Annotated in this window: 23 protein-coding genes and 1 pseudogene; 12 read left to right on the forward strand and 12 right to left on the reverse strand. The window is 66.0% G+C overall.

Going from position 1 to position 22,865, the window contains the following annotated elements:
• Positions 1-190: 190 nt before the first annotated feature.
• Together AB0L60_RS36215 and AB0L60_RS36220 are read right to left on the reverse strand one after the other, a co-directional pair.
• Positions 191-823 (reverse strand): response regulator transcription factor, encoded by a 633-nt coding sequence (locus AB0L60_RS36215; RefSeq protein ID WP_364623894.1) that lies wholly within the window; start codon positions 821-823, stop codon positions 191-193.
• Positions 814-2,043 carry a histidine kinase gene (locus tag AB0L60_RS36220; RefSeq protein ID WP_364623829.1) on the reverse strand — a complete coding sequence of 410 codons (1,230 nt, stop codon included), beginning with the start codon at positions 2,041-2,043 and terminating at the stop codon, positions 814-816. The genes AB0L60_RS36215 and AB0L60_RS36220 overlap by 10 nt, the downstream gene beginning before the upstream one ends.
• Before the next feature lie 182 nt (positions 2,044-2,225).
• Here AB0L60_RS36220 and AB0L60_RS36225 point away from each other — a divergent pair, with 182 nt between their 5' ends.
• The 5 genes and pseudogenes from AB0L60_RS36225 (at position 2,226) to AB0L60_RS36245 (ending at position 5,826) form a co-directional block, all read left to right on the forward strand.
• Positions 2,226-2,648, forward strand: coding sequence for a hypothetical protein (locus AB0L60_RS36225; RefSeq protein WP_364623831.1), 423 nt, complete (start codon positions 2,226-2,228; stop codon positions 2,646-2,648).
• Between the two features lie 208 nt (positions 2,649-2,856).
• Positions 2,857-3,834 carry a lysostaphin resistance A-like protein gene (locus tag AB0L60_RS36230; protein ID WP_364623833.1) on the forward strand — a complete coding sequence of 326 codons (978 nt, stop codon included), beginning with the start codon at positions 2,857-2,859 and terminating at the stop codon, positions 3,832-3,834.
• Positions 3,835-3,885: 51 nt separating this feature from the next.
• A pseudogene (locus AB0L60_RS36235) lies at positions 3,886-4,341 on the forward strand (DUF6372 family protein); the annotation flags it as partial.
• Positions 4,342-4,441: 100 nt separating this feature from the next.
• Entirely contained in the window at positions 4,442-4,672 is a 231-nt protein-coding gene (locus AB0L60_RS36240) for a hypothetical protein (RefSeq protein WP_364621630.1), read from the forward strand.
• Between the two features lie 500 nt (positions 4,673-5,172).
• Entirely contained in the window at positions 5,173-5,826 is a 654-nt protein-coding gene (locus tag AB0L60_RS36245) for a phosphatase PAP2 family protein (RefSeq protein ID WP_364623835.1), read from the forward strand.
• An 8-nt stretch (positions 5,827-5,834) separates the two neighbouring features.
• On the opposite strand, the gene AB0L60_RS36250 is transcribed toward AB0L60_RS36245, so the two are convergent.
• Positions 5,835-6,830, reverse strand: a complete 996-nt coding sequence (locus AB0L60_RS36250; RefSeq protein ID WP_364623838.1) for a diacylglycerol kinase family protein — start codon at positions 6,828-6,830, stop codon at positions 5,835-5,837.
• 562 nt (positions 6,831-7,392) lie between these two features.
• Between AB0L60_RS36250 and AB0L60_RS36255 the strand changes: the two genes are divergently transcribed.
• Together AB0L60_RS36255 and AB0L60_RS36260 are read left to right on the forward strand one after the other, a co-directional pair.
• Positions 7,393-9,315 carry a glycoside hydrolase family 15 protein gene (locus AB0L60_RS36255; RefSeq protein ID WP_364623840.1) on the forward strand — a complete coding sequence of 641 codons (1,923 nt, stop codon included), beginning with the start codon at positions 7,393-7,395 and terminating at the stop codon, positions 9,313-9,315.
• 82 nt (positions 9,316-9,397) lie between these two features.
• Positions 9,398-9,586, forward strand: a complete 189-nt coding sequence (locus tag AB0L60_RS36260; RefSeq protein WP_364623842.1) for a hypothetical protein — start codon at positions 9,398-9,400, stop codon at positions 9,584-9,586.
• A 29-nt stretch (positions 9,587-9,615) separates the two neighbouring features.
• On the opposite strand, the gene AB0L60_RS36265 is transcribed toward AB0L60_RS36260, so the two are convergent.
• A complete protein-coding gene (locus AB0L60_RS36265; protein WP_364623844.1) occupies positions 9,616-10,275 on the reverse strand; it encodes a sensor domain-containing protein in 660 nt (219 codons plus the stop codon).
• Between the two features lie 572 nt (positions 10,276-10,847).
• Here AB0L60_RS36265 and AB0L60_RS36270 point away from each other — a divergent pair.
• Positions 10,848-11,582, forward strand: a complete 735-nt coding sequence (locus tag AB0L60_RS36270) for an alpha/beta hydrolase (protein WP_364623846.1) — start codon at positions 10,848-10,850, stop codon at positions 11,580-11,582.
• A gap of 1,139 nt (positions 11,583-12,721) precedes the next feature.
• Here AB0L60_RS36270 and AB0L60_RS36275 read toward each other — a convergent pair.
• From AB0L60_RS36275 to AB0L60_RS36290, 4 genes are read right to left on the reverse strand one after another with little or no spacing between them, the layout of a single operon-like run.
• Positions 12,722-13,345, reverse strand: a complete 624-nt coding sequence (locus tag AB0L60_RS36275) for an NAD(P)H-binding protein (protein WP_364623848.1) — start codon at positions 13,343-13,345, stop codon at positions 12,722-12,724.
• Positions 13,342-13,788, reverse strand: a complete 447-nt coding sequence (locus AB0L60_RS36280; protein WP_364623850.1) for an SgcJ/EcaC family oxidoreductase — start codon at positions 13,786-13,788, stop codon at positions 13,342-13,344. Before AB0L60_RS36280 ends, AB0L60_RS36275 begins: the two co-directional genes overlap by 4 nt.
• 11 nt (positions 13,789-13,799) lie before the next feature.
• On the reverse strand, positions 13,800-14,615 hold the full coding sequence (locus AB0L60_RS36285) for an SDR family NAD(P)-dependent oxidoreductase (protein WP_364623852.1): 816 nt from the start codon (positions 14,613-14,615) through the stop codon (positions 13,800-13,802).
• Complete coding sequence (locus AB0L60_RS36290; RefSeq protein ID WP_364623854.1) at positions 14,516-15,154, reverse strand: SgcJ/EcaC family oxidoreductase; 639 nt, start codon at positions 15,152-15,154, stop codon at positions 14,516-14,518. The genes AB0L60_RS36285 and AB0L60_RS36290 overlap by 100 nt, the downstream gene beginning before the upstream one ends.
• A 160-nt stretch (positions 15,155-15,314) precedes the next feature.
• On the opposite strand from AB0L60_RS36290, the gene AB0L60_RS36295 reads away from it, so the two are divergent.
• The 3 genes from AB0L60_RS36295 (at position 15,315) to AB0L60_RS36305 (ending at position 17,182) form a co-directional block, all read left to right on the forward strand.
• On the forward strand, positions 15,315-15,719 hold the full coding sequence (locus AB0L60_RS36295; protein ID WP_364623856.1) for a MarR family transcriptional regulator: 405 nt from the start codon (positions 15,315-15,317) through the stop codon (positions 15,717-15,719).
• A 197-nt stretch (positions 15,720-15,916) separates the two neighbouring features.
• Positions 15,917-16,450, forward strand: coding sequence for a hypothetical protein (locus AB0L60_RS36300; RefSeq protein ID WP_364623858.1), 534 nt, complete (start codon positions 15,917-15,919; stop codon positions 16,448-16,450).
• A 276-nt stretch (positions 16,451-16,726) separates the two neighbouring features.
• On the forward strand, positions 16,727-17,182 hold the full coding sequence (locus AB0L60_RS36305) for a hypothetical protein (protein WP_364623860.1): 456 nt from the start codon (positions 16,727-16,729) through the stop codon (positions 17,180-17,182).
• A 1,007-nt stretch (positions 17,183-18,189) separates the two neighbouring features.
• On the opposite strand, the gene AB0L60_RS36310 is transcribed toward AB0L60_RS36305, so the two are convergent.
• The 3 genes from AB0L60_RS36310 to AB0L60_RS36320 form a co-directional block, all read right to left on the reverse strand.
• Positions 18,190-19,074: a 2-dehydropantoate 2-reductase N-terminal domain-containing protein gene (locus tag AB0L60_RS36310; protein WP_364623862.1), complete on the reverse strand. Its 885-nt coding sequence runs from the start codon at positions 19,072-19,074 to the stop codon at positions 18,190-18,192.
• Positions 19,075-19,600: 526 nt separating this feature from the next.
• The gene (locus AB0L60_RS36315; protein WP_364623864.1) at positions 19,601-20,524 is read right to left on the reverse strand and encodes an NADP-dependent oxidoreductase; all 924 of its coding nucleotides are present in this window, start codon (positions 20,522-20,524) and stop codon (positions 19,601-19,603) included.
• 69 nt (positions 20,525-20,593) lie between these two features.
• Positions 20,594-21,319, reverse strand: coding sequence for an SDR family NAD(P)-dependent oxidoreductase (locus AB0L60_RS36320; RefSeq protein WP_364623866.1), 726 nt, complete (start codon positions 21,317-21,319; stop codon positions 20,594-20,596).
• Positions 21,320-21,367: 48 nt separating this feature from the next.
• Here AB0L60_RS36320 and AB0L60_RS36325 point away from each other — a divergent pair, with 48 nt between their 5' ends.
• A complete protein-coding gene (locus tag AB0L60_RS36325) occupies positions 21,368-22,264 on the forward strand; it encodes a LysR family transcriptional regulator (protein WP_364623868.1) in 897 nt (298 codons plus the stop codon).
• A gap of 154 nt (positions 22,265-22,418) precedes the next feature.
• Here the strand turns inward: AB0L60_RS36325 and AB0L60_RS36330 are convergent, their stop codons facing one another.
• Positions 22,419-22,835, reverse strand: a complete 417-nt coding sequence (locus tag AB0L60_RS36330; RefSeq protein ID WP_364623870.1) for a VOC family protein — start codon at positions 22,833-22,835, stop codon at positions 22,419-22,421.
• Positions 22,836-22,865: the final 30 nt, after the last annotated feature.

Here is a 22,865-nt window from a genome sequence, read left to right on the forward strand (position 1 = left end):
CGCACCAGGTAACCCAGTTCCAGTTCTTCACCGGTATCGGTGACGTGACCTGGCCGGTCAATCGGACCGCGCGGGAAATCTGGAACATGTTCCTGCGGCGGATCACTTGCTTTCGATGGTCCCATGACTGGCAACATGGTGGTCCCATAGAGGCATCGAGGTGGCAAATGCCAGCGGGTATTCGACCGCTTTAACGGCTGAGGTAGGCCAGCACCGCGAGTACTCGACGGTGGCCGCTGTCTTCGGCGGGGAGGTCGAGCTTGGCGAAGATATTGCCGACATGTTTATGGATCGCACGCTCGGTGACCTGCAAGCGTAGGGCGATCTCGCCGTTTGCATAACCTTGGGCCATCAGCTCGAGGACTTCGCGCTCCCTGCCGGTGAGTGTGGATACCGGATCGTGGCGGGTCATGAGCTGTTCGAGCACCTCAGGGTCCATCACGGTGCCGCCCGAGGCGATGTGTTGCAGGGTGCGCAGGAAGTCGTCGACCCGTGCGACACGGTCCTTGAGCAGATAGCCGACGCCACCCCCATCGCGCAGCAGCTCGCGTGCGTAGCTGTGCTCTACGTACTGCGAGAAGACGAGCACAGGTTGCCCCGGAAAGCGGGAGCGCACCTCGAGCGCCGCGCGGATACCTTCATGCCGGAAGGTCGGCGGCAGCCGCACATCGACGACGGTGACATCGGGGCGATGTTCGGCGACGGCAGCGATGAACGAGTCGCCGTCAGTGGTGACCGCCGCGACCTCGTGCCCCTCCTCGCGCAACAGGAGCACGAGCCCTTGTGCGAGAACCACATTGTCCTCGGCGATCACTACTCGCATGGGCACGCCGCCCGCAATACGGTCGGACCGCCCAGCGGGCCGTCGACGGTGAGAACACCGTCGAGCGCCTCCAGCCGCCTGCGCATGCCGGCCACCCCCGTGCCCTTGGACTCGTCGACACCGCCACGCCCGTTGTCGTGTACCTCGACGGTGACGTACCGGCCGACCTTGCGCACCTCGACACGGGCGGTAGTCGCGCCGGAGTGGCGTGCGGTGTTGGTGAGTGCCTCGGCGACCACGAAATACACCGCTGCTTCCACCGACGCATGTATGCCACCGGAGACCTCGATCTCCACATGGGTCGGAACAGTGCAGCGTGCCGCCACAGCGGCGACCGCACCGTCGAGGCCCTGATCGGCGAGAATCGGCGGATAAGTGGTGCGCAGAACGGTCCGCAAGTCACTCATCGCGGCTTCGGCACCGTCGCGGGCTTGTTCCAGCAGCGGGCCGACTGCCTCGGGGTCACGCTTGAGGACCCGCATCGCCAAACCCAGCCGCATCGCGAGACCCACCAGGTGGGCCTGCGTGCCGTCGTGCAGGTCGCGCTCGATGCGCCTGAGGTCAGCGGTGTGCGCGTCGACTGCCCCGGAGCGGGTGCGTTGAAGTTCGGTGATCTGATGCGCCAATTGTTGGTTCATTCCCGCTCGTAGGCACGCTTCTGATATGTGCATGCCGACACGCGCGATAAGAGGCACACAGGCGACCGCGACTGCCGTGGTGACGACCGTCTGCACGATTCCCACGGTGAACGCCGACGCCCATCCGGTGATCGGCACGTTGGCCACCACCCGGACAGTGCCCTGCGGAAACAACCACCACAACCAGATGGCCGCGAAACTCAGCACCGGTAGCACGGCGAGGGCGAGGCCTACCGCGCCGAGGACAATGCCGGCGAAAAGCATCGCGACGATCCACCGCACTTCACGCCACACGGTTCGGTCGGTGAGGAGCGCGGGTAGCCACCGAAAGGGCCTTCTGGTCGGTACTTCCGGACTGCCCAGCTCGCGGGCCAGCCGGATCCGCTCGGCATCGGCGATTCGACCGAGCACCCACAATTGCGGTGGCACGAGCACGAATCCGATGCCCACGAGACAGGCAACGGCCGTGTAGATCAACAGGGGGACTGCGATAATCGCGTACAGGCCTATCCCGAAAGTGGTTGCACTGGCGCGGGCTCCATTGCCAACCCGATCCCACCATGAAGCGACTGATACAGACACCCCGGGAGTCTTTCATCCCGATCCGACCGTGACGGTGTAGCTGGCACTACCACCAAATGGGGTGAGTGCTACCGGGCATCGGCCCGCTGCCGTACCTAACGTTGCCGATCGTGATGAGCAGCAACGAAATCAACGGTCGACAGGTCAGGGCCGACAAAGGTAGTGCGTCTGCAGTTCGCCGGTTGGCGGCCGGTCTGTGCCTCACCGCGCTGGCTACCACCGCGGTCGGGGTCCTCGCCCCGCGGGCCGTGGCCCTGGAGATCGCCCCCGGCCTTTCCTGCGAGAATGACCTCACCTGCCGCAACGACACCGAGGACACCTACCGGGTGACTTCCCGCGCGGAATGCACTGGCGTCGCCATCGGCTACACAACCGACAGTTGGATAGGCCCGCACTCGACCGCGCGCGTGAATGCCCAATGCCCGAGCACCTCGAGACTCGGCACAATGAGACCTCAGACCACTATCGGACCCAACGGGCAACCCGACATGACGATGATGAACGACTTCGGCGATTGGGAGCAGACCTACGTGGTCGGCATCAAATACCTGGGCGCCGAGGTCGACAACAATCCCCAGCGGCCTCCTTCCGGGTCGACCGGATAACACCGCCGCGACGAACGAACACAGGCAACCGGACGCGAAAGCACCTCGCGCCGAGACGATTTCCCAGGGGGAACCCGCACAGGGTGCCCCCTTCTTCATGACCACTGCCGGTTCCGTGTCGAGGCCGGGACGGTGTAGCTGACTCCACCTTCGAGCGGGGTGATTGTGTCACCGCCCCAGCTCGTCGACCTGCCTACCGTTTCCAAGTGTGACGAAGACGAATGGGAACGAATTGCGAACACCCCCCGGGCACCAGCGGGACGATCCGCGCGGCCGGGCGGTCAAGGAGTTGTGGTATTTCGTGCCGGCGGCCTACATCGGTGCATGGCTGGTAGCAACACCGTTGTGGCTGACGGGATTTCGGCGCGCAGCGCCGTCGCAGCACGCGGGACCGTTGGTAGCGGCCTGCCTGTTCACCATGATGGTCGTTCCCGCCGCGGTCGCGATCCTACTGACCCGATGGCGTCATCCGTGGCGTGACGTGCCGCGAGTTCTATCGCTGGGACTGCCCCGCCCGCGGCGACGTGTAGTAGCCCAATGCCTGTGGGCTAGTACAGTTTTCGTCGCAATCACCCTGGTGGGATTGATACCCGCGGCGCTGTCCGGCATGTATCGGCCGGCATGGCCGCAGTCGGCGTGGTCGCTGCTGGCTCTGCCGTTGTCGGCGATTGTCTCGCTGCCCCTCTATCTCGGCGAAGAGATCGGCTGGCAGGGATACATGATGCCGCGGTTGACACTTCGCTTCGGCACTGTCACGGGTATCTGCGTGGGCGGCGTGCTCTGGGGTCTGTGGCACCTGCCGATGACCGCGCTGGGCGGAAGCTATCCCGGCCACCCGCTCTACATCGCGATCCCCGCTGCCGTCGCGGTAGCAGTCGCCGCGGGCGCAATTATCGCTGTGATCCGGATCCGCACGCACTCGGTCTGGCCCGCCGTCGCAGCCCACCTCGGGTTGAACGAGTTCGCACTGCCGCTGCCGCAGCTCACCGCCGCGTCGGACCACGCGCCCGATCCGCTGTTCGTCGGACCGCTGAGCCTCATCACGTGGCCGATCATGATGATCGCCGGCGGCATCGCGCTGTACACCATCAGCGGCGCCGGTCATCGGCATAACGGTCGTCCAGGCTCACCCGCTGACGACGGTTCGGGAGCCTGGACATCATGGCCGAACCGCCGCCGATACTGACCGTCCGTCCGTGGGCGATGGTCTCCTGGGAACAGCACCACCCAAGGCGGCTGCCGATGCGTGTGCGCGTTCTACCACCCAGGTGACGCCAGAGCGTCGACCAGCCTTGCCGCAGCCGAGCCAGGCCCGCTGATCCGAGTCGAAGCCGACGGCGAAACCATCGGGCCGCTGACCGTGTGTCGCCACTGCTACGACGCAATCGCCCAAGCGAGCCCAGTCCGGATACCAGTTGGGCATGAACCGCATCCAGCAGTAGAGAGCCTCCACGGTGGTGGCGGTGAGAGCGATCGGCCATACCGCCGCCTCCCAGTCGGACGCACCTGCCAACCTCGCCCAGCCGACTCCGAACGTCGCGAACGCGGCATAGAAGCTGATTCGTTTTCGAGGGGTCGAATCGGCTGTAGCGCAGGATGTCCGGCCATGGCCGAGGAGCTATCCAACGCCTTCGTCGTGATGTGCTGCTACGGAGTGGTTTTCACCTTCTCAATAGCGAATCCGGGCTGGTAGCACTCGGCTTGGCTGCCGAGGCCGGCCTGCTCTACTGTTGTCGAACTCGGGCCCTCCGAGTCCTCACAACCCCCTGAGCGCCCTCACAGCAAGGAAGCCCATGATCAAGATTGCCACCGCCGTTGTCTCCGGCCTGCTCACGGTCGGTGCCGCTGCCACCCTCGGAATCGGTGTCGCCCAGGCCGACCCCGGCGGGGACTACATCGGCAACTACGCCACCCAGGCCGCATGCGAGGCCGACGGCCAGGACCCCAGCACCGGCGGAACCCACTACGTCTGCGAGCAGCAGCCCGACGGCAGCTTCGACCTGTACACCGGCGTCCTTGCCTGAGCCAGGCCATCCATAGCCCCCGAAAACAATGGTCGCCCAGCCCATTCCCGGGCGGGCAGTCGATTGCGCAACTGTCTGCGGTAGCGGCCTTACCGCCAGATCTGACGAACTTGGCCCTCACGGGCCTTATCCGAGGGGACCGTCGCCCCCGAACGGGCAGCCGAACAACAGGCAGGAAATAATGTCCCAGCCCGGCTTTTGAGCAAGCCACGACGCGCTTCCAGTCAGAGTGCCACCCCACCCCGCCGTGTCGCTCGCCGCCGGGGCTCCTGACACATTGATCAGCGGCAACGGCGCGGCCCCAGCCTCTCCGAGGCAAAGCATCGGCGTACTTTGCGGCGCGGCATCCAAAGTGGGCAGGTTCGAGCTCATGGCTGTGGAGTGCGCCGGCTTCGACGTGACCCGAATGGCCGAACTGCTCGGTGTCTCGACCTCGGGTAGTACCGACACCGGTAGAGGCGCCACCGCGGTTGACCGGCTCTACGACCTATGATCGCCGTATGTCGGAGCGGATCGACACGCAGGAGACGGTTGAGGACGCCCTTGCACGGAGGGTCGAGGACCGGCGGGGTCTGGAGTTCCGGTGGGCGGAGGCGTTGCGCGAGCTGGGGGCGGTCGACCGAGCGGCGTACAAAGCCGTGGCGGTGACTCCCACGCCTCAGTTGGACGATGCCTTCCGCCGACTCTCGCAGGCCGCGAACTACTCACGTCTGTGGCTTGGCATCGCTGCAGCGATCGCCACCCTCGGAGGTAGACGTGGACGCCAGGTGGCGCTCGAGGGTGTGCTCGCGATCGGTGCAACGTCCGCAACCGTGAATCTCGGCATCAAGCCTTTTGCCCATCGGCGACGTCCGGAGCGGCCTGGCCCGGATACGTTTGAAGCCCGTCTTGTTCCTATGCCGGAGTCCGCGTCTTTCCCATCCGGTCACGCCGCCTCGGCTTTTGCGTTCGCCTATACGGTGGGCCGGCACTACCCGGCGCTGGCAGTGCCGATCCGGTTGCTCGCCACCGGAGTGGCCTATTCGAGGGTTCACACCGGCGTGCACTACCCCGGTGACGTGGCGCTCGGCTCTGTCCTTGGAGCCGGAATATCAGCCATGGTGGCAGGCGTACGCGACCGCAAGTATCGGTCGTCAGGCGGGAGGGCGTCCTAGCTGGCCGACTACTCCAACTCCGCCTGGCGGACGGCCGGTGAAGTGCTCCCCGGTGGCCTTGCGGGTCGGATGCGGGCGGAGGGCGAGGCGCCAGGGTGCCGGGACGAGATGCGCACGCGAAGCGCTGCCGGGCGAATGGCGAACTCCAGTGGTGCACTCAGCACCACTGGCTCACCGTCGATACCCGCGTGCACGGGCGCGGGGGCGAAGACCTCGAAGTCCGGTGCGCTCCAGGCGCGCCCTGGAGGATGCCGCCTACTATCCGGTGCGTCGAGAATGACGATGCCCAGAAGCCCGCTATCGAGCGAGGGGCGAGTGCCGAGGACAGGAGGGCCCAACACATAGGGGTTGTTCGACACCAGCACAATGGCGAGCTGGGCGTGCTGCTGTCCTACGTCGTCGACGAGACGCAGCGCCGGTGTCCTTGCACCGGGGCCGCCCACCCGCTCGGCCGTCTCCACGAGGGTGCGCATCTTGGCGGCGCGATAGGACGGATCGCGGACCGCCTCACCGTAGATTCCGAGAGAGACGTTGTTGACAAATGCGCGGCCGTTCACTTCTGCCAGGTCGATCCGCCGCTCTACCCCATCGGTGAACGCGTCGAGCGCGCCCGCCGCGTCCTGCCGGTCCACTCCGAGGTCGAGCGCGAAGTGATTACGTGTCCCGGCCGGGACGCAGATGAAGGGCACCCCATGCGCGGCGGCGGCCGCTGCCACGACCGCAAGGGACCCGTCGCCGCCAGCCATCCCCAGCGCGTCCGCGCCTTGTCTCACCGCCTCGTCGACGCACTCCGGGAGGCTTTGGGCTGGCTCGAGAATAACCACCTCGATCCCGCGATCGCGTGCCCTTTCAGCGATTCTCGCACGGCTCGCCGCTCCATCGCCCGACCTTGGGTTGATGAACAACACCGCCTGTCGAGGCGGGTCGGTTGCGCTCCAGCCATAGCGCGCCAATCTGTGCTCAGACGGGCCACGACGCGGGCGGGGAACCAGGGGGAAGGTCATGACGCTGTCCCCCGGCAGCCGCCAACTACCGCTGCCGATGTCATTTCGCCCGCGTAGACCCCGCTGGTCGGGTTCCGCGGAGGACCGTTGGCCGCTCGTCGGCATCGGGCAAACACGTCGAGCCCGCGTTGGCGGGTTGCTGACCCGGGCACTAGCTAATCTTACGTCTCGGGCCCACGACAAGATCGACGTAGATATGGCCGCAGCGTAGGCTGATTTCGCAGGGGGCCAATGCATCCGACGCGATCACCTACGCCGGATCGACAAATGCCAGGCTCGCGGACCTGGCTGCTGTGGACTGCCCGCGAGCGCGTGAAAGCAGCCGCCCGAAACCCCCAGATATGATGCACAATCCAGCATCGGCCGCTTGTCTGGCTGCTAGAAGTGGGACGACCAGTTCCTGGAGGGCCATCGGCAAGCGCCCTGCACCGCAGACGAACTGTTACAGGTTGACCCAGCCCTGCTGGTGGGCGGACCGCGCCGGGCGCCGTTATGCAGGTCGCCCCGAAGTGGAGATCGGCACCCGACCTTTTGTCTTACAGTCGACAAAGAGGAGCCTGAGGTGAGCGACTACGCCCTCATCAGCGACCACGGTCTCATCGGAGACCTGCAGACGGCCGCCCTCGTCGCGAAAGACGGGACGATCGATTTCTTCTGCGCCCCGCGCTTCGACTCCCCCAGCATCTTCGCCTCGCTGCTGGATGCGCGAAAAGGAGGGCGTTTTCGGATCACGTCGACACGTGACGACACCGTGACCAACCAGATCTACTTCCCGCAGTCGGCATGCCTGATCACCCGGTTCATGAGCGACGCCGGGATCGCGGAACTCGTCGACTTCATGCCCGTCGACAAGCCGACGACCGTAAGCCAGAACCACAAAATCGTTCGGGTAGTGCGGTGCCTGCGGGGTGAACTGCCCTTCCGATTGGAGTGCGAGCCGCGCTTCGACTTCGCCCGGCAGCTCCACAAGTTGTCGCTCACGAGCGAAGGCGCCGTCTTTCGCGCGAACGGGCAGGACGTAGTCCTGCACGGCGCCGCCGGCGTGGAGCGCGCGTGTGACGACAGCGTCCGACTCGACTTCAGCCTCGAGGCCGGTGAGATCAGAGGGTTCGTGCTGGAGACTGCAGCGAGCCGAGCGCCACAGCCGGTATTCCAGGGTGAGGCGCTGGCGCTGTTCGACGGCACCGTCAGGTATTGGCGGGGCTGGCTCGGCCAGTGCACCTACCAGGGCCGGTGGCGGGAGATGGTTCATCGCTCGGCGATGTCACTCAAGCTCATGACCTACGCGCCGACAGGCGCTCTCGTAGCTTCCCCGACCGTCGGTCTCCCCGAGCAGCTCGGCGGCGAGCGAAACTGGGACTACCGGTACACCTGGATCCGCGATGCCTCCGCGTCGGTCTATGCGCTGCTGGGCTTGGGCTACATCGAGGAGGCGACGGCGTTCCTGGACTGGGTCTCCGATCGGGTCTCGGAACAGGTCGGTGTGGATTCCGGGCCGCTCAAGATCATGTACCGAGTGGACGGGTCCTCGAATTTGGCCGAGGAGACCCTGCACCACCTCGAGGGCTACGAGGGGTCCCGACCGGTACGGATCGGGAACGGGGCGGCCGACCAGCTCCAGCTCGACGTCTACGGCGAAGTGATGGACGCGATAGCCCTGGCCGAGCCGTACCAGGCGGTCGGCTACGAGGATTGGCTCAAGCTCACGAAGATCCTCGACTGGTTGTGTGAGAACTGGGAACAGCCCGACGAGGGCGTGTGGGAGACGCGCGGCGGACGACAGGATTTCACCTACGGCCGGGTGATGTGTTGGGTGGCCCTGGACCGGGGCATTCGCATGGCGGAGTCCCGAGGAAGGCCGGGCGACGTGCGGCGGTGGGCATCCACGCGTGACGCCATCTCCCAACAAGTCATGAGCCGGTGCTGGAACCCCTCGCGACGCGCCTTTACCCAACACCCGGGCACCCAGGTGCTCGACGCCTCGAACCTCCTGATGCCCCTGGTCGGCTTCGTCGCCCCCAAGGATCCGCTCTGGCTGTCCACGTTGGACGCGATGAATGAAGAGTTGGTCACTGACAGCCTGGTCTACCGCTACAACCCGAGCGCCTCGCCCGACGGGCTGCGGGGATCGGAAGGGACCTTCTCGCTGTGCTCGTTCTTCTACGTCGATGCCCTGGCCCGCGCCGGCCGCCTGGAGGAGGCCCAGTACGCCTTCGAGAAGATGCTGACGTATGCCAACCACCTGGGGCTGTACTCCGAGGAGATCGACCCAAGTGGTCGCCAGGTCGGCAACTTCCCCCAGGCCTTCACCCACCTTGCCCTCATTCATGCGGCCCTCGACCTCGACGCCGCCCTCAACTTCGGGCCTGGACCGGTCTTCCAACTCCCGGGCGGGTTGCGTCCGTCCACCGTCCTCGACCTGGCGGCCGGACAGCTGCGCCGCCCTAGAGACCAACTTGGGCAGGACTCCTTCAGAAGGAGCTGATGGCCGGCAAGGTGACTAGTGCCGCGTCCAAGAATGTCGATGCCGAAACCCAGGCTCCGGGTGGTGGGTTGATCATCGGCATGTGACCGCGATGCTGCCGGTGGAGGTGGTGCTGGTGGCTCGGAAGCCGGTCGAATTCGCGAAGCGTCGCCGCAACGGCGCCGGTCTCGATCCCTTCCGCGACCAAACCAGCGCGTACAAGCGGCGGAAAACCGGAGGGCGCCGGCCGATTCGGTACCAACCCGACGACTGGGCGGTCCGATTGCGCTGATTTGATGTGCAGCGCGGTCGACTCCGCGGTCAGACGGCCTCCGCCCGGCTGGTGGTCGGATCCTGAATGCGTCCCTGCATGACGGCGAGCCGGGTGAGCAGGGTCTGCGCGAAGGCGGCTTGCAGGGCGGCGCTGCCCCGCTGGACGGTGTACACGGTGAGCAGCGCTACGACACCGACGATCGTGTTGAAGACCGTCCGGTTGTGGGCGGTGTCCGCGCCCATGATCGTCTCGATGACGATGTCGCGGCTGTCGCCATAGGGAATGAACCTGCCCCAGAACCAGTACGTCAATCCACCCAGCGTCATTGCCCACCACACGGTCGGCAGCACGAACGTGATGACCGCGATCGGTAGGTTGACGACGGCGTACAACAGATCCAACCAGCTCTGCCCCTGCCCGATCGGTGCGGTGATCCGACGAAACCACCCCGCCCCCTCCGGGGCCTCAGCGTATCGAGGCCGTGGTACCGCCCTGCCCGTCAACTGCCGAAGGCGTACGCGCTCGATGTCGGCGAAACCGCGCGCGAGCAGCAGCGTCAGCGCGAGCAGCGGAATCCCGAGGAAGATCAGCGCAGTGCCGATACTCGCCGCGAGAAGGGACACAAGGAGGCTGAAGCTGACCAATGCGAGAGGCAATCCCAAGAACGTGTATGCGAAGTCGAGGCCCAAGCGCCGGATGATCGTCACGCAGACAACGCTAGGACCACACCCAGCAATCCCTCATCCAACCCGGGTAGGGGATCGGACTACCCCCGGGGAGGGACACAATTGCCACTACCCGCTGGGAGATCGCACGACCAGCGGTGCGGGTAAGCGGCTGATTGGAGACTGGTGTCAGTATCGAATCCCGGCCAGGACCTGACCCACACCGGACCAGCCTGCTGCGGCACCGGCATTCGGCGCTGGGCTATCTCACCCCGGCCGAGTACGCTGCCCGCTCCGGCCACACCCACCACCCTGGGCCTGCGACATCAACTGAAACTGGATCGAAAACAACCCGGACTCAACGACCGGGTGGTCCCGTCATCGGGGACCGGACCGGCCACCCCCGACCTCGACGATTCATCGGGTCGCGGAGCCACCGAAAAACCTGTTGGCGGACCACCGCGACCACTGCTACCTTTCCGGGGGCCGTGCCAGAGAACGAGGAGGTGGTACCCGTGAACGCAGTATCGACATGGGTGCTCCCCTCTGGGGTCACGGTCGGGCGATAGGTCGTCCGGGAGCGCCGTTCAAGAGCATTCCCGAAAGGCACGACCATGCACTTCACTTCCGAACAGCGCCTCGACGACGGTGTCCTCGAGCGCGAATTCACCCTCGGCGAGATCCCCGGCACCCTGTGGACGCCCTCATCCGGATCCACACCGGCCCCGCTGATCCTGCTCGGTCCCCCTCCCCTCGGGCTGCGCAAGGCGTACCCGCGACTGCTGGCCCGGGCCCGGCACGCCGTGGCGGAGGGCTACGCCGCGGCTGCCATCGAACTCCCCGGCAGCGGTGAGCGGCCCCGTTCCGCTGCCACCGATCAGGCCCGCGCCGATCTACATCGAGCGCTGCAGGCCGGCGAGCCGGTCACCGACGACATCGTCGACCGGCTCATCCTCCCGCTGGTCGACCAAGCGGTCCCGGAATGGCAGGCCACCCTGGACGCCCTGCTCGCACTGCCCGAGATCGGCGGCCCGGTCGGGTATTCGGGAGGGGTGATCTCCATCGGCACCCGGCTGGCGGTGGTCGAGCCGCGCATCGCGGCCGCCGTGCTGTTCGCCGGGAGCTTCGTGCCTCGCACCATCATCGAGGAGGCCCGGCAGGTCACCATCCCGCTGCACGTCCTGCTGCAATGGGACGACGAAGGACATCACCGGCAGATGTCGCTGGACCTGTTCGACGCCTTCGGCTCCAAGGAGAAGACGCTGCACGCCAACATGGGCGGGCACCTCGGCGTCCCGCAGCACGCGGGGGAAGCGGGGAGCCGGTTCTTCGCCCGGCATCTGAAGTAAGGCCAGCCGGTCAGGCCAGCAGACGATAGGAGCTGTCGGCCAGGACGCCGCTATCGAGGACAGGTCTCGGCCCTTCCTCGGTAGCGGACGCGGCAGCCCAGACGACCAGCACTGAATGTGAAGCCGAATCCCTTCACATAAAGGCGGTCGCGAGGCCGCAGGACTTGACGCCCCGGTTCACTCTTGAAGTCGTTCGGTCGTCGCCACGAACGGACTGCTCGGAAAAGCCGCGGCGCCAGGCACAGGCCACATCAGCCTCGTCAGCGCCACCTGGCGGTGCGACAACACCGCCATCTACCGCCGCGAGTCACACTGTCCGGCGCACGTCCGAGTGTCGTGCTGGGGTGTACCCCAAACGAACAGGTTTCCGAACACTCCCTCCTGCGGGAACGCCGTACCCCTGTGGACCCACAGCAATGAGTGGCGGTGTTTTCAGCGGTGTTGGATGGCGACGAACGAGCAGAGTTCGATATCGCGGGATCCCATGAAAATCATGGCATTGGAAATGATGGCGTTTCGATCCGGTCGATCGCGGCTACCGTCTGCCAGGTCTCGTCCGCGCTTGGCGCTGGACCGGACAGGGCCGCCTGTGCGACATGCAGGCGCGGCCATGGACATCTGTGTGCGGAGAGGATCTGTGAGGTAGTGCGAATCACTGCGAATGTTGCTGTGCTGACTGCGATTTCAGCGGGGATGCTGGCGTGCGTCGGCGCTCCGGCGACGGCCGTGGTCGTCGACCGGCCCGGTGAGGCCGCGCTGGTGGCGGAGACGAGCGGGTCCAGCTCGGGCTCTGCTGGATCCGCGCTGAATGTGCTGTTGTGTTCGCTGCAAGGTGGTGTCACCGCCTCGACCGAGACGACCCCACCTCGGTGTTACCTACCCACCGCCTAGGCCACAGGGGCAGGGACAGTGCTGCCTGTTCCTTGCTCCGTCATCGTCGCTCCGTCATCGTCGTCTGATGCGATTGTCCGAGTGCCGTGGGCTGGTCCCTGTCGGGTGCGCTGTCCTCGACCGCGTGATCGCTGAGCAGGCGACAGGTAACCAGCACTTGACTTCGAAGTCGGCGCGGTCGGAGAAGGTCGCGCCCTCGAAGATCTCTTTGAGCCGCTCGCCGTGGTCGAGGCGTTGGGGGGCTGGATTCACGACGAGATGGCGACGGGTACGCGGTGGGTGCGTGGGTCGTCGATGGCGTCGAGTAGATAGTTGGCAAGGTCGGCTCTCGCGGTTCGCGGGCCGACTTTTGCTTTCGCGCCGAGGGAGATTCGCCCAAGCCCCGCCGCGGGATCATCGGTCAGGCGGGTCGGTCGAACGGCGGTCCAGCGCAACCGACTGTGTGCGAGTTGCTGTTCCATTCGTTCCATGTCGGTATACACCTCGCGCATGATCCGGTGTAGCAGTCGGGTGTGGAGCCTGGTGACGAAGCCTGCGTCGGGGGGAATGCTCACTCCCGCTGAGGAGATGACGAGCAGACGGCTCCCGGGCTTCAGGGCCGTGATGATCGCGGCGGTGCTGTCGGAGTAGAGCGTGGTGGGTCCGCGCCCGGTGGCGCCGAGCGCGGAGATCACCACGTCGTGGTGATCGAGCAGCCCGTTCAAGGCCCCCGGCAGGGTCGGATCGGCAGTGGCCACGGTCAGTCCCGGTGCGGGAGCGAGGGTTGCGGTCCGGCGGACTATCGCGGTGACGTGGTGTCCGCGGGCCAGCGCTTGGTCCACGATCATCCGTCCGGTGCGGCCGGTGGCCCCGATGACGGCGATGGCGCTCATCGGCGGGCGGCCGGTCGGGAGGTGGGCTGGAATGCGAAGGTGAGGGCCTCCATGAGCCGCTTGCGCTGGGTCTTCTGCACCGCCGCGATCCGCCACTGGCGGTCGGTATCGCGGATCACCGTGTAGGTCGCGAGCTTGCCCAGCTGCTTCGGCGCCCCCTTCGAGGACTCACCGCGCGCCACCACAATCGCGGTATCGCTTCCGTACCTGCGGATTTCAGTGATCTCGAGGGTGAGGCGGGTGTTCTTCAGGAAGCTGTCGAACAGCACCTGATGGCCTCGGCCGATCTCCGCGCCGCCGTGGTAGACGGTGCCCATGTAGGTGACGTCGGTGGCATCGGCGGTGAAGCATTCACCGTAGGCGGTGCCGTCGCCGCGGCTCCAGGCGTCAGCGCTGCGCTCGATGAGGGCGCGAATCGCGGCGGTGTCGGTGGTGGCGTTCATGGTGTTTCCCTTCAGTGCGCGAGCAGGGCCAAGGCGGCGCTGCGCGGAATGAGCCGCAGCGCGGCGGTGAGCAATTGATTGGCGCGGCTGGTGAGCACGACCGGGCCGGACCTGTCGGACAGCGCTTTCCGAGCGCGATCCACTACTTCGCGAGGTGTCTGGACCAGCCAGGACGGCACATCGTGAGCGGTGTGCGAAGCGGTGCGCGTGACACCCGGACACAAGGCCAGGACATGCACGCCGCGCGGCTTCTGTTCGTGCCACAGCGTTTCGGAGAATGCCGTGACGAAGGCTTTGGAGGCGCTGTAGACGCCGGTCCCAGGCTTTGGGGCAACCCCCAGTGTGGACGAGACATTCACCAGCGCACTACCGGGTGTGGCCGCACCGAGGAAGGTGTGCGCCAGCACGACCACCGCTCGGCAATTCAGATCCAGTGTGGTGAGCGCGGATTCGAGCGGTGCCTCGACGAAGTCACCGTGGGCGGCGGTACCGGCATTGTTCACCAGCAGCGTGTACCCGCCGTGGCGCAACAGTTCGACGGTCGCCGCCAATCCTTCGCCAGTGGCGAGATCGGCGACCAGATAGTCGTGCCCGTCACCGATTTCGGCCATGAGCGCTAGCAAGCCCTCGATCCCACGTGCCACGGCGGTCACGGAATATCCCTGCGCCGCGAGCGCTACCGCGAAGGCCCGTCCGATACCCGCACTGGCCCCGGTCACCAGCGCTCTCACCGCTCGGCCTCGGGCTTGGTGTCCGCGTCGAACAGAAACGAGATGCGCTCCATGACCGTCTTGCGCTGTGTGTTCTGGAAGGCGGCGATGCGCCACTTCCCGTCCTGTTCACGCACCATGGTGTAGGTCTGGGTCTTGGACAGCTCGCTCGGGCGCTCGTCGTCGTACCGGTCGCCTCGGGTGGTGACCACTACGGTGTCCGCACCGAAGAAACGGATGCCGAGGTACGAGTCGGCGAGCTTGCTGCCCTTCAAGAATCCGTCGAACAGCGCACGGTGCGCCTCGGTGAGATCCCGGCGGCCGTCGTAGTAGGTGCCGGCGAACGTGGTGTAGGTGCCGTTCTCGGTGAAGGTCGCGCCGTAGGCGTCGGCGTCGCCCCGTCCCCAGGCCGCGGTCATCTCGGCCAGCGTCGCGCATACCCCGTGCAGGTCCGCGGCGGTGCCGCCGTCCGGTGTGACGCTCGTGCACTCGGCAATGCCCCGGTTGCGCACGTCCGAGGTCTGATCCAGCCACACGTACCCGCCCGCGGCGGCAATGCCGAGGGTCAGTGCGCTCGTGCCGAGCACCTTCACAACGGTGCGGCGATGGGACTTGGCCGGGGTGACGGATCCGGTATTCGTGGTGGTTGTGGTCATGACGGCAGCTTCTCTCGTGCTATTCTCTGCTTAGAAGATTTATCTTCGTTGGAGATGTCTCTTCGTTGAAGAAGAGAATATGAGGAGGGTGCGTACCGTGTCAACAGATAGCCAGGAAAACGACCGTGGCCAGGTCTTTCGGCGGTACCTGAGTTCCGTTGTGCTGCATGCTCAAGCGGGTGCGAAGGCCGTCGGATTGGGTGCTACCGACCTGTACGCGCTCAATATCCTGGAACTGAGCGGAGCCATGACACCCAGCGAACTCGGCACCCGCGCGGGCCTCACCAGCGGACCCACCACCAGGCTCATCGACCGCCTCGAACAGGCCGGTTATGTGCGCCGCGCCAACGATCCCGGCGACCGCCGCAAGGTCATCATCGAGCCGATCGCCCAGCCCGCGGACCTCGACAAGGTGCTCACCCCCGCCCGCCGGAAGATCGGCGAGATCATCAGCGGCTATTCACCCGAACAGCGCGAGTTCCTGTTCGACTACTTCGCCCGCGCGGCCGACGCCTTCCAACAGGCGGCGGGCGAAATCGGCGCCGCGGGCCCGGCCGTCGACTAACGATGCGCTCAATTCTTGCACCTGCGAGCTGCAGGAATGTGGGTGTGATAACACGCGTCCAGCCCCGCGCCGCTGGCAGGGCCTGCTCGCGTTGGGTCCGCCGTCGTTTTCCGAACGATGTGCGCAAGGACCGTGGCCCGTCGTCGGCGCTGAGCTGCTCGAGCTGAAGCGCGGGTCCGTGCGGTAGGTTCACAGCCATGCCCGCTGTTACAGACCTCGGCTTCGCGCGCATCGAGGTCACCCTCGACCTGCCGCTGTTCGAGCCGGAGGAGTCCGAGGTCGGTTTCACGAACTGCACCGCGCGGCTGATGGTGGCGAGCGAGCAGCTCGGTTACGCGAAACTCCACCTGATCGAATTCGACAACTGCGTCAACCCCGTCCACTGGTCCGAGTGCCAGGGCGACAGACATCTCGCCGAGCTGGGCAATGCGGTGTTCGTTCTCCACGACGACCGCTCGTGGGACGTGCAGCACCAGGTACGGGCCGTCCTGCCGCCTGAGGAGCCGGACTGGGCCGTGCTGGTATCACAGGTAGACGTCGACCACGGGCTCGCCGAACGGTATCCCGGCCTCGCTCCGGCCGTTCTGGATGCCGCTCTGGTCTGGGTTCGCCGACCAGGCGTCATGTTCGCTGCGCTGCTTGCCGACGAACCTGAACACTTCGAGGGCATCGGGTTCACACCGTGCCGCGATGGGGATCCGCGACTGTCCGTCAAGAACATTCCCTGCTGACCGTACGCCGGCGCCGTCCGGGCTCCGGTTCGCTGCTGGCGGGTATCGATCGGAGCATTCAGGTCGTCAGCAGCAGCACGGTATGTGTCGCCGCTGCCGCGACGGCGCGGACACTCTCGAACAGGTCTACCGCCGAGCGCTGGCCGTCCGAACCTGAACACCCGCAAGCAAAGTCGATGGCGATGACGCACGAGGGCGGGTCCGGCCTCGTATGCTGCGCTCGTGCAATTGTTCGCGGTTGGCCCTGGTGCGTGTGGGTTTCTCGCTTCGGGGCCGATGGCGGTCGGAGTGGTGGCGGTGGGCCAGCATGCCACCGGCGTTATCGCGATCGGCGGGATCGCGACCGGCTTCGTCGCATTCGGGCAGGTGTCGACCGGGGTGGTCGCGATAGGGCAACTCGCTCGGGGTGGAATTGCCGTGGGACAGTTGGCGATCGGTTTGGCGGCGATAGGTCAGCTCGCGATCGGCGTCGCGTGGGTCGGGGGCCTCGGGATCGGTGCTACGCGCGGATTCGGGGTGACACTCGGCCTGTTTCCCGAGACGGCGGTGAATTCCGCACGGGCGCACCTGCGGTGGCGATGGAACCAACTCCGCGGGATTCCCGACGACCAGCCCATCGTAGAACCAGATCCGCCCTGGCGAATCCCGGCCGCGACCCTGGGAACTGCTGCACTGTCTATCGTGTGGTGGTTCATCGCCGGCCGGGCCATGATCGAGGCCGTCCACGGTTGAGCCCAGTTTGTTCGACCGGGGGTAAGTCCCTTGCAGTGGTTGAGATTTCGGTTCCGGACCTGGTCGGGTTTGGGGTGTGTTGGTCCCGGGATGTGAGTGGGCCATCGATTGGTGGTGAGCGAGCTACCGCCCTTGTCTGTCGAGAGCGAAAACCGCTCGACAGTGGTGGCTGCGGTGCCTTTCGATCACCCCCATGGGTTTGGCACGCAAAGGGACTCGAATTATCCACGTGGACGGCGTGGACTACCGATGGGTGGTGGCTCCGAACGATGAACGAGGACTGGCCATCGTCGTCGAGATCGCCGACGGTCCTGGACAACGAATGGCGACCTGGGTCAATCACGACACAGTGATAGCCCCTGGACTGGTCGCGGAGGTGATCCGGTCCGCGCTCGGTAGGGGATGGACGCCTCAGAAACTTGGTGTACAGGCGACCTACTAGCGAGAGCGCTCCGTCCCCGACGGGCAGCTCGAGATCGCCGCGGGTGGTTGATCATCGGCAGTAGCCGACGTTCTGCGGCGCACCGGTTCCGGCCGCCGGCACCCCGCGCTGGCTGGTTCGGTCAGCGCGGGGTGCGGCAATCGCGCTCATGGACGGACCGGCTACGGGGCTTGGAGAATGATCGTTCCGTGGACCCGTCCGACGCCGCCGACACTCCCGGGGAAGTGAAGCCGACGCGTAGGGCACATGGCTGTACAAGATCAGGCTGGCGGCGGGCGCCTCCACCGACCGCCTGCTCACCGCCGCCGAATACGCGAGGATGGTCGGCTGACCATCGTTTTCCGAACAATGCGATCAGCAGTCACAAGCCCCGGCAGAGCTGTTCGACACGCCGGTGTGACGCCATGCCGTCCGAGATTGCTGGAGCGGCTGCATTCGGCGTCGAAACCTCTACAGCGGCAACACCGTTTGCAAACGCACTGTAAGCCGAATGTCGCGCACTCGCGATACGAAGGAAGCGTGACGAGCGGCAACTCCGCTCGTACCAGTTTCAGATCCCGGCACCTCAGCTTAGTAGGTGGTCCAATCGCGGGGCCGCGCCGGGCGGGATCAGTTCGGCGATATCGGTTCGGAGGACGGCCATTTCAGTGTCGTGGGTCGCGCGGGCATGAGGTAGGACCGCCACCTGGCCCAGGGGCCCGCGCAGGAGGCGACTCCAGTAGTAGGCAGCGAAAGCAACCGGTACGCGCGTGAAGATCGCGCTCAGGCCGGGCGGGGTGATCTTGATACCTTGGACTTCCAAGGCGTGGAAGCCGTCTCGGACGGCTCGCACCATCGTCCGCATAGCAATGTGGTTGGTGGTGAGGCGCGGCAACGAATAATCGGCGCGGGCGAGGGCGGCGGACAGGGCCAGCACGAACACCGCGTGCGTGGCCAGCCAGGCATCCATGTGATCGGTGCGTTCGACCCGAAAACCCGCTTCAACGAGTGCCTGGACCAGCGGGTCCTCACGTCCACCCCGGCATTCCACCGTGGTCGGCTGCTGTCTGATCTGCAGGTAGTGCACCGTTCCGTCGGGCGTTATGTGGCCACCGACTCCCGGAAAAGCACCGATCACACGATCGGCGCCACAGCGCTCGCGCAGCGAGCCGAGGCCCAAAGGATTGTTGAACATCGGTACGAGGACACCGGCGGGCACGGTGGCGGCCGCATCGATCGCCGCCACGCTCTGATCGCGGCGCACGGCGATCAGGATGAAATCGAAGAACTCCTCGGGCACCGCCTCGACCACGCACACCCTCGCGTGGGTGCAGGTCGATCCTTCGCGCAGCGTGATGCCCTGCGAGGCAAGCTCGGCCGCTGTATCCCCACGGGCGAGCACCGTCACCTCGTGGCCGGCGTCGACCAGCCGGCAAGCATGGATTCTGCCGATGACGCCGGCACCGATCACGAGGACGCTGAGTGCGCGCATCCCTCATTGTGCGCCTGTAGTTGGGGCGTCCGTCCGGCCTGGAACAAACCGTGCGCCGCCGAGTTCGAATAAGAGGTCTGCCCAGTTCGAATAGCAGGTCTCCGGAAATCAACGGGCCACGATCACCTCAGGCAGCGATTCGGCCCGCCGGCTGTGCGCGCTCATAGCCGATGAGCTCGCGTGCTTGCGGATCTCGGTCAGTGCCTTGGCTATTCGATCGACCTGATACGCGACAAGACACGCCGCCCAACTCACCGCCCAGCGCAGCAACGGCCCGACGTCAGGGAACTTACTCGCCGGTTCCTCTCATCCGGATCACGGCCGGTGACTTGGCGGTAGGCCGCGGCGCACCGGTGTACGTGGCCGAAAACATCCTTATGCCATGCGGTGTACTTGTTGCTGCGCTGCGTCATCGGTACATGGGGTGGCAGACAACCGTGCTGACGGGAATCAGCCCCCGCGGTCGAGCAGTCCCCTGAAAGCGCGCCGCACTGTGTGGCGCCGGCTAGGGCCTCAGCACGATTTTGCCGTGGGTGTGTCTGCGTTCGAGTTCGGTGTAGGCCTGACGAACCTGCGTCAACGGGTAGACGTTCGCGATCGGGACTTCGAGGTGTCCGGCGGCGATCAGGCCGGCCAGTTCGGCGAGGACCTCGGCGCCCGGCCTGCCGTTGGGCCCGGGTTCGGTCTTGACCCCGTGCTTCGCGGCTGCTGGGAAATCGATGATGGTGTCGATCCGCTCGATTGCGACGCCGAGAGCGAGGGCCAGTTCGACGTAGCCGTCGCCGTAGGTGTCGATGAAGGCGTGGATGCCGCCCGGTGCGGCCGCCTTGATCCGGTCCATGGCGCCGTCACCGTATGCGACGGGGATCACGCCATAACTTTGCAGCCACTCGTGGTTGCGCTCGCTCGCCAGGCCGATGACCGTGGCTCCGGCGCGCCGGGCGAGCTGAATTGCGAATGAGCCGACTCCTCCGGCTGCTCCGGAGATAACGACGGTCTCGCCCTGCTCGAGCTGTACGGAATGCACTGCTCCCCATGCGGTCACGCCGGCGATGTATAGGCCGCCCGCCACCTCCCATGGGACGTTCTTCGGTTTGGGGGTGAGGTGGTCGACGTCGACGAGTACCAGCTCGGCCTGGGCTGCACGCCGCTCGGAGAATCCGATTACCTCGTCGCCGGGCGCGAATCGGTCGGCTCCGGCGCCGATTTCGGCGACGACTCCGGCGAGATCGCTGCCCTGCCCGGAGGGAAAGGTCGAGGGAAAGATGTCCGTCATCGCGCCGGTGCGTAACGCCGCCTCACCGGGGTTGATGCCTGCTGCTCTTACCTCCACGAGGACCTGCCCTTCCCTGGGCACGGGGCGGTCGACCTCCTCGATCCGCAGGACGTCGATTCCGCCGAATTCGTCGTACCTGACTGCCTTTGTCATTGTCTTGCTGCTCCTTCGGCGCGCGATGCGCCGCTGACTTCGAGAACGGGGATGGTTCCGGTGTGTCTGTCACCAGGGCACTGTTCCGGCGTCGTCGAAGAATCCGCCGGTCGGTCCGTTGTCGGGCAGGGTCGCGAGGCGAATCGCGATCGCCGCCCCCTGCTGTGGTGTCCGGTCGCCTTGGAAGCCGTTGAGGTCGGTGGCGGTGAAACCGGGGCAGCCGGAATTGATCAGGATGTTGGTACCGCTCAGTTCCTTGACGTATTGGATGGTGACGGCGTTGAGGAACGTCTTCGACGCCAAGTACACGGTGGGAACCGGGCCCATGTCGATGCCGGGAGTGGTCTGCAGGGTGAGCGAGCCCACGCTGCTGGACATGTTGACGATTCGCGGTGATGCCGAGCCACGCAGCATGGGCAGCATCGCGTTGGTGACCCGGATGACGCCGATCACGTTGGTTTCCACCACAGTTCGCACGATCGAGGGATCGACCGTGGTGGGTGTCTGCGGCATGCCGCCGGTGATCGCGGCATTGTTGACCAGGGCGTCGAGCCCTCCGGCATGGTCGGCGATCAGCTCGGCCGCGGCAGCAACACTCGCGTCGTCGTTCACGTCGAGCGGCACGCCGAACGCATCGGTCCCGGCCGCGCGCAATTTCTCCACCGCGGTCTCGCGGCGTTGTGGATCCCTCGCGCCCACGCCGATTCGCCAGCCGAGGGCACCCAGGCCCGCCGCGATCTCGTATCCGATTCCTTTGTTCGCGCCGGTCACCAGCGCGATCGTCTGTTCACTCATGCCATCGATCTTGATTCGGACTCGGGTGGGGCGTCCAAGACCGATCAGGTGGGCGACGATACCGCACGGGTATTGGTCGTGGTGAGCGCCGGATACGATGACACGGTGGAGACGCGGGAGTTGCGATACTTCGTGGCCGTCGCCGAAGAGTTGCACTTCGGGCGGGCGGCACAACGGCTCTCGATGGCGCAACCGCCGCTGTCGCGGGCGATCCAGCAGCTCGAACGGCGGCTCGGAATCGTTCTGCTGCACCGCAATTCCCGCGCGATCACGTTGACCGAGGCCGGGTCGGTGCTGCTGCGGGAGGCCCGCCTCGCTCTCGAAGCGGTCGAAGCCGCTGAGCGGCGAACCCGCCGCGCCGCGGCCGACCAGCCCGGTGTGGTGCTGGCCACCAAGGCCGGAGCCTCCAGCGAACTGTTGTCGAAGCTGCTGCACGCCTACGCCGCCGAACCGGGCGCCGTGGCAGTCGAGGTGATGCTGTGCGGGCCAGGCGAACCGGAAAACCTGCTACGCACCGGGCGTGCCGACGTTGCTCTGCTCCACCGGCCTTACGACACGACGGCCGGATTCGACACCGAGGATCTGCACACCCAGCAACAGGTCGTAGTCCTGCCCGCGGGGCATCCCCTCGCCAACCGGGCGCATCTGTCGTTGGCCGAGGTCAACACCCAGACGAACCTGCCCCTGCCGCGCTGGCCCCGACGGGATGGCAGCTATCCGGACGGCCCCGGCCCGCAGGTGCGCGACCATACCCAACTATTCCAACTGATCGCGCTCGGACTGGCCTGCGCGGTCGTGCCCGAGTCGCTGCGAACCCGGCTACGCGACGATCATGCCGTCGTGCCCGTACCGGACGCACCGGCCGTCACGACCGTCATCGCCTGGCCACCACACAGCAGATCCAAAGCCATCGCCGACCTCGTCCGGACGGCGATACGCCTCTAGCCGATAACATCCGCACATGCCGTGCACCGCGCCGACCGAACCGGCCGGCGCGTAGCCGGCCGGCGCCGAGAATGCTCGCGGCTCAAAGCGTCCGTTTCTGCCGAATTCCACTGCGGGAACACGTGACGGTCCCGAGCTGTTCGCATGCGGGCGATTATTCCGCCGCCCCGGGACTTGGCCATGACCGCGATGCCGGGTCGGGGATCCGCCATGGCGGGTTCAGGCGATTGGCTCCGGCGTAGAACAGGCAAAGACGGTGGCCGTCGGGATCGCGCAGCCATGCCTCTCGCCACAGCCACGACATGTCGGCGGGCAGGCTGTCGAAATCCACGCCCGCGGCGCGTAGCCGGGCGCATTGGTCGTCGAGGTCATCGGACTCGAAGTAGATGGACACCTGCGCGCCGCCGGGCACGGAGTCCACCAGCTCGACCGAGAACGTGCTGTCGCCCTCAGGACATTGGAACCGCAGGTAGTGGTCTTCTTTGACGATCAGCTGGAGTCCGAGCAGTTCATAGAACCGCTCGGACCGGCGCAGGTCGGTGGTACCGATCGTGATCTGATTCAGCCGCATCCGGCCACTGTGCAACCTCGACCGCGGTTC

The organism is Nocardia sp. NPDC051981 (genome assembly GCF_040680715.1).
In the GTDB taxonomy this organism is placed as follows: domain Bacteria; phylum Actinomycetota; class Actinomycetes; order Mycobacteriales; family Mycobacteriaceae; genus Nocardia.